The following is a 10,665-nucleotide window of genomic DNA, read 5'->3' as shown; positions in this document are numbered from 1 at the left end:
CAATGCATGACGGCGCCACAGGTCACGAAAACTTTGGACGCGCACCAGTTCATCGTGTAAATCCTGAGGCGTGATTCCCGGACGCAGAGCTTCTTTGGCCTGCTTCACCAGATTGCGCTTATCCTTACCCTTAATCGGTAGGGAGCGTTCTTGTCGCCATTTGCGGCTGGCTGTAGCTATGACCATGTCCGCGGCAGAATGCTCAAAAATTTCGGGTTGGAAAATATCCAGAGATTGCGCCACCCCGGTCAGCATTCCCAGCTGTTCTTTCCAGGCGTTTAGGGTCGAAGGGAGGACCAGCCCGGTTTCTTCGCTGACCCGTTCTAATTCCTGATGCAGCCTTCCCAGGCGACCGTCTGCCAGCGCATGAATTTTTTCGATGGCATCCTGGGCATCTGATTCGGTGGACAGTACCACCCCTTTCCAGGGGGATTCTTGCAAGTCTGGTTCAAGCAGACCGGCATCTTGGGCTCGGGTCAACAGTTCACGAGCCCGTTCGCGTCCTTCTTTGCTGGAGTGTTCGTCATCGGCAAGTTCCAATTTGACTTTTGTGCGCGGCCCCGGCTGCGCGCTGGTTAAATCTGCGAGAGCCTGCAGTGCTGCATAGGCGGAAACCCCCCACGGTTCACGCACCACGTGCAAACGTTGCGTATAAGCACTGAGTTTGTCTCGAGTTTGGCGCAGCCTCTCGTGTGCATCGCCCAATTCCGTAACTGGTACGGGCGGTTGCGGATACGCGGTGTCCCCGCTCAGCAATTGGTCTCGAAGAGCGCTGCGCCACTCACTAGCTCCGGTCAGGTCCAACACGAAACGACCCAATCCGGCCTTTTGCAAACCTTCCACCGTCGTCTTACCAATCCGGCGCACTCCCGGTACGTAGCAAACGTGTTTCCCGCTAGCTCCGCAATCAGCCAAAATGGCTTGTACAGTAGATGAACCGGGAGCACCTGGAGGAACCTCAACAAAAATGGAACGTCCGCTGGCAATCAGCTCCACAACTCGAGCTTGGCTTACGTCCAAGTCGCCGATACCGCGTTCCAAATCCGGATCACGATCCGCCGGACTGGTCTCGGGCAGCGGCTCTAAGAGCTCGGCAGCTGCCGATTTGTCTCCCGCAAAGGCTCTGACCAGCTGATTTTCACCAGCGACCGGGAGGATGGTGTCCCAGTCTGAACTGAGCACCGCACTGGAGACCCCTAGATTGGCAACAAGCAGGTTTTCCTTGAGGTCAAACCCCGGGATGAAGTCCTGTCCCGCCCGGCGAATCGCTTCGAGAGCCGGGGTGACGTTCAATCGGCCATCCTCTAAACTCGAAGCGATTATGGCTTCGGGATTGCAGTCGATATGGCGATCCGTAAACGCTTTCACCAAGACCGGATTCATCACGACCGATCCGCCCATTTTCAATGTGTAGTCCCCGTCAACCGCTTCTAGTTCCAACGGACGCATCAGCACGGGCAGGTTAAATTGTTCCAGTTTGAAATGACTCAGTTCAGGGCGAGTCCCCCGTTCAGATTCTTTAAACGGCGGTAGTTGAGTCCAGTTGGCTACCCCAATCACCAGATTAGTGGGGTACAGCCCACAGCGGGACACTGAAGATTTCTTTTCCGCGTCGAGCTTCCTCATCACCGCTCGGGCGGCGCCCAAGGCAGCGCTATCACGCAGCAAAGAAGATAACTTTGTCAGCCGGCCGCCATAGAGCTGGGCTATGCCTGCGGGATGCGCCCCGGTTAAATCAAGAAGGTTCTCCAGGGAGTCGATGTCACGTATCCCCTGGGCTCCCGGTGAGGCTGAGGCTTCGCCGGCCCATAGTGCCAGACGCTCTTGGACCGGGTCTACCTCTACAGACTGTAAAACCTCGGTGGCAGCATCATTCTGGTCAGAGGAATCGGGGTCGGAATTTTCCGCGCTCCCCCCAGGGTTTTGTACCGGCTGTTCCAAATCTTCTTCCACATATCCACGATATGTGAAATATGGCACAATTCCGCGATGGCGCGCCAAAAAGAGGCGAATCTAGGGAAGGAAATGCAGAACTTGCAGTCATGATTACCCCACGGTTTCCAGCTGCCCCAATAAACGCTGAATCACGGTTCCCAGCACCGCAATCAAGTCCTCGCGGCTCATGGAGGCGAGAGGCTCCAGCTTGACCACGTAGCGGGACAGCAGAACCCCCAGCATCGCGCTCATCATCAGCTCGATGGGCAAATCCAGATCCGTCCCGATATATTCCCTGATGCTGGCCATAATCTGGTTTTCCACATAGTTCGCAAAGGTCTGTTGGGTCGCCGAATCTTGCAGCAACAGGTTAAACAGCGTCTCCAAAGTTCCCGCGGTAGCGGCTTGTTCCCAAGTATTCAGGATAGTAGCAGCCAAACGGTGTCCGGTTTCTTCCGGAGGACCATCCGCCAATGCCGCTGTCATCAACTGTTTGGGGTCTCCCGGCAAAGCCAATGATTCCCGCAGCAGCTGAGCTTTGGAACGAAAGTAATACGCGATGAGGGCCGGGTCGACTCCAGCGCGGCGGGCAATTTCACGGTAGGTTGCGTGTTTATAGTCCAGCTCGGTAAATGCCTCGTTGGCTGCAGCAAGGATTCTTTCTCGGGTTTCTCCTCGCGGTCCCGTGGGCCCTCTTCGAGATGAGTTAGCATTCTTACCCATTTTAGCAAGCCTTACGTTACGTAATTATTTTTTCGAGTTTCAATAGTAATTCTCCAGGCTATCCGGCTGCTTTCCCGGTAAACCCAAGGATTCTGTGTTCTATATTATTCTAATTTCAACACGTTAAAATTTCTCAGTTTTCTGGATATGTTCCTAGCAAGCACGGCAAGCAAATGAATTGAGGCCAATCGTATGAGTGTTACCCCCGCAAACATCATCCGCCTCGGAGTTGATGTGGGCTCCACCACTGTCAAAGCGGTGGCCCTCAACGCGCAAGGACAAAAAGTCTTTGCCGACTATCGCCGTCACAAGGCAGATGTTCGTCGTGAACTCACTCAGCTTTTGGAAGATGTCCTCACCGATTTGGGCGACGTTACTGTGCAAACCGCGGTCACCGGCTCGGGCGGTCTCCAGGTTGCAAACTCGATGCGGGTTCCTTTCGTCCAGGAAGTCATTGCTGAAACCGAAGCTGTACGTAAACATAGTCCTCACACTGACGTCATCATCGAGCTGGGCGGGGAGGACGCGAAACTGACCTACCTGCACCCGACTCCCGAACAACGAATGAACGGGTCTTGTGCAGGCGGGACCGGAGCTTTCATCGACCAAATGGCAACCCTGCTGGACACCGATGCCGAGGGGATGAACAGGCTTGCGGCACAATCACAAACGATTTACCCCATCGCTTCACGTTGCGGCGTTTTTGCCAAATCCGACATTCAACCGTTGCTGAACCAAGGCGCCGCTCACGCGGACATTGCCGCCTCTGTATTTATGGCAGTAGCTACGCAAACAATTGCGGGCCTCGCCAACGGCCGCCCTCTCCGCGGCAACGTCATGTTCCTGGGTGGCCCGCTGCACTTCCTGCCGGAACTGCGCCAGGCTTATGAAAAACTGCTTCCCAAAGTGGAAAACTTTTACACACCCCCCGACGCGCAACTCTTTGTGGCCCTGGGCAGCGCCCTGCTGGCCGACGGAGGGCGTGCGGGTGGCCAAGCTGCCACCCCGGAGCGCCTGGAAGTCCTGATTGAACGCTTGAAACAGGCCGAAGTCGTCCACGAGTCCACCCGGATGCGCCCGCTGTTTAACAACGACGCGGAACTGACGGAGTTCCGTCAACGTCACCAGCGCGATTGTATCCAGTCTCTGGACCCGAAGGAAGCGAAAGGACGCTGTTGGCTGGGGATTGACGCCGGCTCTACCACCATTAAAGCGGTGGTCATCGATGAGTCTGACCGCATTGTTTTTTCTCATTACGCCACGAATGAAGGCAATCCTCTCCGGGCAGCCATCGACATTGTCCGCCGGATTCGCCAGGAGCTTCCGGCAGGCACCACTATCGGGCGGGCTTGTTCTACCGGCTACGGCGAAGGCCTGATAAAGGCTGGGCTGACCCTGGATGAAGGGGTCGTGGAAACTATGGCTCACTACCGGGCGGCAAATCGTATCGCTCCGGGGGTGACTTCGGTGGTGGACATCGGCGGCCAGGACATGAAATTCATCAAGATTAAGGACGGTAGCGTCGACTCGATTTCGGTCAACGAAGCATGTTCTTCCGGTTGTGGTTCGTTCCTACAAACGTTTGCCGCCACAATGAGCACCACGGTGCAGGAGTTTGCCGCTGCCGCGGTGCAGAGCCCCGATCCGATAGACCTGGGTACCCGGTGTACCGTGTTCATGAATTCCTCGGTCAAGCAAGCCCAGAAGGAAGGCGCTGATACCGGGGCTATTGCCGCGGGTCTGTCGTATTCGGTGGTGCGCAATGCCCTGTATAAAGTCATCAAACTCAAAGACCCCTCAGATTTGGGAGACAAGGTCGTGGTACAGGGAGGTACTTTCCTGAACGATGCCGTCTTGCGGGCGTTCGAGTTACTGACGAAACGCGAGGTGATTCGGCCCAATATCGCCGGTCTGATGGGAGCCTACGGAGCGGCCTTGAGCGCCAAAATGCACGACGACCCCACCACGCAGTCCACGTTAGCCAGCTTGGCGGATTTGGATGCCTTCGATGTCGAAACTACCCACAAAACCTGCAACTTTTGCCAAAACCACTGCCAGGTAACGATTTCTACCTTTGCTAACGGCTCTCGCCACGTCACCGGCAACCGTTGCGAACGCGGCGCTAGCTTGGAAAAACGGCCTCAAAAGTCCCAGATTCCAAACCTTTATGACTGGAAATACCGCCGGTTGTTCGCTTACCGTCGTCTGACTGAGGACAAAGCCACTCGCGGGGATATCGGCATTCCTCGGGTCTTGGGGATGTATGAGGATTACCCACTGTGGTTCACAATTTTGAGCCAACTCGGTTTTCGCGTCATGATTTCGGGGCGGTCCTCCCACGAACTGTTCGAACAGGGAATGGAATCAATCCCCTCAGAAAATATCTGCTATCCGGCGAAACTGGCTCACGGGCATATCGAGCAACTGCTGGAAAAAGGGGTGAAAACATTTTTCTACCCCTGCGTGAATTACAACATGCCCCGCAATCCTAAAGCGGACAATAACTACAACTGTCCGGTCGTCGCCACCTACCCCGAGGCGCTGCGTCACAACCTGGAAGGCCTCGATGCCCCCGGAGTGCGCTTCATCTCACCGTTCTTAAACATGGCAGACCCGGATTTTGTGGCGAAACGTCTGACTGAAGTGTTTGCTGACTGGAACGTCACTATCGATGAGGCCACCGCTGCGGTTCACGCCGGTTATGCCGAGGACGCACGGGTCAAAGACGAGATTCGCGAGCAGGGTCGTCTGGCTTTGGAATGGATGCGCACACACGGCAAGCGCGGTGTGGTTTTGGCGGGTCGTCCCTACCACTTGGATCCGGAAATCAATCACGGGATTCCTGAGGCAATTGTCAGCTTGGGCATGGCCGTGCTGACCGAGGACTCTATCGCTGACGGACGTCTGGAACGCCCCCTGCGGGTGCGTGACCAGTGGACTTACCACTCTCGCTTGTACGAGGCAGCCGCACGAGTCGCCGCGGAACCAGACTTGGAACTGGTGCAGCTGACCTCCTTTGGCTGCGGTCTGGATGCCGTCACGGCAGAACAGGTGCAAGAAATCCTGGAAGGCCAAAACGATATCTTTACCCAACTGAAGATTGACGAGGTTTCAAACTTGGGGGCGGCAACCATTCGGCTGCGTTCCCTAGCCGCGGCCGCCATCGAGCGCGAAGAGCACGCCAAATGCCAGGAAAACACCATCAGCGTCGCCGGCCTGACCGGCAGCGCTCATGTTGACAACTCGGGCAGTGTCAACGTAAGTTTCCTGTCCAGCACCTCGACCGAGACTGCTCAAAACGATCACAAGGCCGCTGGTGAGGTTCTCACGTCGGCGACGGTGGCTACTTTCCCGGCCAGCCCCACCCGCCCGGAGGGGGTACCCAGTCCCCTATCCTCGGTCTTTGCTACCGGCAAGAATCCTGCGAGCCACGTCTACGAGGCACATCCCTTCACGAAAGAGATGCGAGACTCGGGCTACACCATTTTGGTGCCGCAAATGGCCACCATCCAATTCCGCATCGCGGAGCCGATCCTGAAACGCAAAGGGTACAACATTCGGCTACTGGAAAATGTCGATGCTCAAACCATGGAGACCGGGCTGAAATACATCAATAATGATGCCTGCTACCCCTCGCTGGTGGTGCTGGGTCAGCTCATTGACGAATTCGTCTCTGGACGGGCCGATCCGAATAGAACTGCCGTAGCCATGAGCCAGACCGGCGGTATGTGCCGGGCAACGAACTATGCTTCGCTGTTGCGCAAGGGACTGCGAGATGCCGGATATCCGCAGGTTCCGGTCATTGCCATGTCCTTGCAGGGGCTGGAGGAAAATCCCGGGTTTACGTTTACGATTCCGATTTATCATCGAATTATTCAAGCCTTGGTCATCGGCGATGCCATTCAAAAGATGCTGCTGCGGGTACGGCCTTACGAGGCGGCCCCCGGTTCCGCGATGGCTCTCTATGAGCGCTGGAACGAGTTGTGGCGCGAATGGTTTGCATCGGGCGGGAAACGGGTCGGCGGCTTCGGGCGCGTCAGCTACTCCAAGCTCACCAAGATATGCGTACGCGAGTTCGATGCCCTCCCGCTGCGGAATATCCCTCGCAAACCGCGGGTCGGGATTGTCGGAGAGATTCTGGTCAAGTTCCACCCCTACGCCAACAATCACGCGGTACAAACCATCGAGGATGAAGGCTGTGAAGCGGTCCTTCCTGGCCTACTGCAGTTCTTTGAGTACTCGCTGGCGGACGGGAAATGGGACTGGGAAAACCTGGGGATGAATCCGAAATCCCGGTTTACGAAACCGCTGGCACTGTGGGTTTTGCGCCAATATACCGCAACGGTGAACAAAGCGATGTCCGCCACCAACGGCAAATTCCTGCCCGGTCGCAACATCATGGATATGTATGAGCGTTCCAAAGATATTGCGTCCATGGGTAACCAAGCTGGTGAAGGCTGGTATTTGGTTTCTGAAATGGTGGACATGATTGAAGATGGCTGCCCGAATATCATTTGCGTGCAGCCCTTCGCCTGCCTGCCTAACCACATTGTTGGCAAAGGTATGTTCCGGCCTCTACGTAACCGTTATCCCCAGGCAAATATTGTCGGAATCGACTATGACCCCGGTGCTTCGGCCGTAAACCAGCTGAATCGGATTAAGCTCATGATTTCGACCGCAAAGATTAATGAGGGGCGCGATTTGGACTTCAGCAAGTTGGAGACGGATCTGCCCGAATTATCAACGGCTGAATCCGCCGCAGCGTGCTGTCCCGGCCCGGACGAGCCAGCGCTGCTGGGGATGCCGACCTTGCCCAGCCAAGAATAAACGAAAGCGCCCCCGAGCCGATTCGAACGGCCGACCTACCGCTTAGGAGGCGGTTGCTCTATCCACTGAGCTACGAGGGCAACGTTACCAAGTCTACTGTGTTTTCAGCGTGATTTTAAACCTGACTGACACAAGATCGACTGCGATAAAAAGTGAGAGTGGAGCCGGAATACCGACTCCACTCGACTAAGTTATAAAGTTACTGGCCGATGCGCACGTATTCAGGGTTACCGTAAACCTGCTGCACCCTCACGGATTCGCCAGGGCGCGGGGAGTGCACCATCTTGCCTTCGCCGAGGTACACGCCAACGTGGCCGCCATAGTAGACGATGTCGCCCGCTTGGGCTTCCCCAGCGGAAACATGCTTACCGGAGGCGCCTTGACCCCACGAAGTGCGGGGCAGGGCAATCCCGGCCTGGTTGTAGACGTATCCGACGAAACCGGAGCAATCAAAACCATTGGGAGAGGTTCCGCCATAAACGTAGGGCACGCCCTGGTAACGCAGAGCAATGTCCGCGATGGAACCGCCGGCGATATTGGCCGGGATAGAAATGGGAGCGGCCGAAACTGCGGCGCGACCGACACTGCGATTAGCGGTGCCGTGATTGTTATTAGCACGCTGAGCTTGAGTCTGCGCTTGCTGTTGCTGAGCCGGTACCTCGACTTGACCTTCAGTCCACGCCACGTTCTCCGGGGCGGTTACCACCGGGTTGGCTGCAACGGCGAGGTGTGCCTGCGCGACAGCATCGCCCACCTGGGCAGAAACCGGTACTTTAGCCTGGGAAGGGGTATCTGCGCCTTCTGGAGCAGCGATGGCCGAGCCGGCCCAAACGGTGCCCAACGCCAAACCGGCGGAGGCCGCGGCTACAAACCCTTTCTTTCCATCGATATTTTTCAAAGAATCTAAAGGTGTAACGGGCTTTGTTGCGGCGCGATGCCGAGCCCGTGAAGTGGTGTTAGCCAACCTTGTCCCTTTCCTTGAAGGCCTGATTTCAAGTTCAGGTTCCGGACGGTTCAACCCGTCCTAAGAACGTGTTCCTAACACTACACCAAAGAAATTCAAATGTCACATTTGGATAACAATTCCCCGTGATTTTGACAAGACTTGGACAATTTTTGCCTATAGCTTTATGAAAAAATGCTTAAAAAGGTCGCGGGGAATTGCTACCGCCGGCAGGTCATTTTCGCTGGACTTCCCTGTTTTATCAATGAAAAGTGCGGCAATCTCGGCATCGTCGTCAAACCTGAGTGTAACCTTAGAGCCAGGTAACAATTTGGCTTCACTTAATTTCTTAAGAACCCCCTCACAGGCCTGAACTGGCTCTCCGATTCTTCCAATCTGGACAGTTCCTCCGTCAGGGTGACGGCGCCAGTAAGAATCCAGGGTAGCTCCTTCAACGGCAGGGTCGAAGTTCTTATAGTTCTTAACCCGTCGGGGTATCGGATTACCGTAGGGATCTTGGTCGGGCATTTGCAGCAGTGCCAACAGCAAGGACTCAACTTTTGCGCTCATGACATGTTCCCAACGGCAGGCTTCATCGTGAGCTTCGTCCCAGGGCAGACCAATAACATCGGTTAAGAGCCGTTCCGCCAGCCGATGTTTGCGAACGACTTCGGTAGCCTCGCGCAGTCCCTGTTCTGTCAACGTAATTTTCCGGTCGTCTTCCAAACTCAGCAGTCCGTCGCGCTCCATGCGAGAGATGGTCTGGCTGACCGTTGGCCCTGAATGGCCTAATCTCTCCACGATTCGGGCCCGCAACGGAGCCACTCCGTCTTCCATCATCTCGTAGATGACCTTGAGATACATTTCCGTGGTATCGACCAGTTCACTCATTCGCGTGGCTCTTTCTGCATCGTGACTTCTCAGCAACAATCAGGTTTTACACCGCCAAGAACAACTCTAACTTATCAAAATTCTTAACTAGCGGGCACCTCTCCGGTCAGGTTCGTTCCTCCAGTCAGTTTTCCCGGTCCCCTTCCCTCTATTCTTCATAAGAGGCTTGGGGCTGACACTCGCGGATTGTTCGGCCTGATGCGGGTGGTGGCATAATCGAAACGTGAGTGAATATGCGAACCTAAAGATTCCCGCCGAACTTTTGCCGAAAGACGGCCGTTTTGGCTGCGGTCCCACCCTGATTCGTCGTGAACAGTTGGATTGTTTGGGTCGTTCAACTCTCATGGGTACTTCCCACCGTCAACCCCCGGTAAAGGATTTGGTGGCCGACTGTATCTCTCGGATGCGTACCCTTTTTGAGGTTCCCGCTGATTACACGGTGGCTCTCGGCAACGGCGGAGCCACCACCTTTTGGGCTGCCGCCACCGCGTCTTTGGTTCGCAACCTTGCCGCCCATGCCGTCTTTGGTTCTTTCGGTGAAAAGTTTGCCAAAGAGACTTCGGGGGCGCCCTTCCTTGAGGAATCATTGATTACCAAGGCCGAGTTGGGCGACTCGACCCTCCCGCAGCTTAGTGAACAGGCCGATGTTTACGCTTGGCCGCAGCAGGAAACTTCTACCGGGGCAATTGCGCCGGTGAAACGCTTGGGTCACACGGATCAGCTGGTGTTGATTGACGCGACTTCCATCGCCGGTTCTGTACCGGTCGATTTAACCCAGGCTGATGCTTACTATTTTTCCTTGCAAAAGGCTCTGGGGTCAGATGGCGGACTATGGTTCGCTTTCCTCTCGCCCCAAGCAGTAGATCGTGCCGCTGAGATTGCCGACAAGCCCTCCGCGGATCGCTGGATTCCCTCCATCTTGAACTTGAAAACTGCGGTGGCAAATTCCGTAAAGAACCAGACTTTGAATACGCCGGCCATCGCCACGTTGGAACTGCTGCACTCCCAACTGCAGTGGTTGGATAGCCTCGGCGGGCTTCAGGCGGCGCAACAGCGGGTTCGCGCCAGCTCGGATGCAATCTATACGTGGGCCGAATCGAAGCCGTTCGCTTCTCCCTTTGTCTCAGACCCCGCAAAGCGCTCCCCGGTCGTTTCTACCGTAGAGTTTGATGACTCTGTTGACACCGCGGCTCTGCTCCAGATTTTGCGCGCCAACGGCATCGTGGATGTCAGCCCTTCCCGCGCGGTAGGAAGCAACCAGTTGCGCATCGGACCCTTCCCCTCGACTGACCCCGCCGACACGACAGCGCTGCTGGCATGCGTCGACTACGTCGTCGAACGCCTCT

The 10,665-nt window shown here is 55.8% G+C and carries 5 protein-coding genes, 1 tRNA gene and 1 pseudogene; 2 read left to right on the top strand and 5 right to left on the bottom strand.

The window, feature by feature from the left end; genetic code table 11:
- Positions 1-1,953 (bottom strand): annotated as a pseudogene (locus AC5LBQ_RS08705) (DNA helicase); the annotation flags it as partial.
- A gap of 93 nt (positions 1,954-2,046) precedes the next feature.
- A complete protein-coding gene (locus tag AC5LBQ_RS08700; RefSeq protein ID WP_297346637.1) occupies positions 2,047-2,658 on the bottom strand; it encodes a TetR/AcrR family transcriptional regulator in 612 nt (203 codons plus the stop codon).
- A gap of 192 nt (positions 2,659-2,850) precedes the next feature.
- On the opposite strand from AC5LBQ_RS08700, the gene AC5LBQ_RS08695 reads away from it, so the two are divergent.
- Entirely contained in the window at positions 2,851-7,485 is a 4,635-nt protein-coding gene (locus AC5LBQ_RS08695; RefSeq protein ID WP_493265229.1) for an acyl-CoA dehydratase activase-related protein, read from the top strand.
- A gap of 7 nt (positions 7,486-7,492) precedes the next feature.
- On the opposite strand, the gene AC5LBQ_RS08690 is transcribed toward AC5LBQ_RS08695, so the two are convergent.
- From AC5LBQ_RS08690 to AC5LBQ_RS08680, 3 genes are all read right to left on the bottom strand, one after another.
- Positions 7,493-7,565: transfer RNA gene (locus tag AC5LBQ_RS08690), tRNA-Arg, on the bottom strand.
- Positions 7,566-7,684: 119 nt separating this feature from the next.
- The gene (locus AC5LBQ_RS08685) at positions 7,685-8,449 is read right to left on the bottom strand and encodes a C40 family peptidase (RefSeq protein ID WP_297345748.1); all 765 of its coding nucleotides are present in this window, start codon (positions 8,447-8,449) and stop codon (positions 7,685-7,687) included.
- Between the two features lie 156 nt (positions 8,450-8,605).
- Positions 8,606-9,319: a metal-dependent transcriptional regulator gene (locus AC5LBQ_RS08680; RefSeq protein WP_491680709.1), complete on the bottom strand. Its 714-nt coding sequence runs from the start codon at positions 9,317-9,319 to the stop codon at positions 8,606-8,608.
- Positions 9,320-9,542: 223 nt separating this feature from the next.
- Between AC5LBQ_RS08680 and serC the strand changes: the two genes are divergently transcribed.
- Positions 9,543-10,665 (top strand): phosphoserine transaminase (gene serC, locus AC5LBQ_RS08675; RefSeq protein WP_493265228.1); only part of this gene is annotated, 1,123 nt, incomplete at its 3' end.

The organism is Mobiluncus sp., assembly GCF_985070215.1.
Note: the sequence above shows the minus strand (reverse complement) of the source record. Positions and strands in the feature narration are given on the sequence as shown.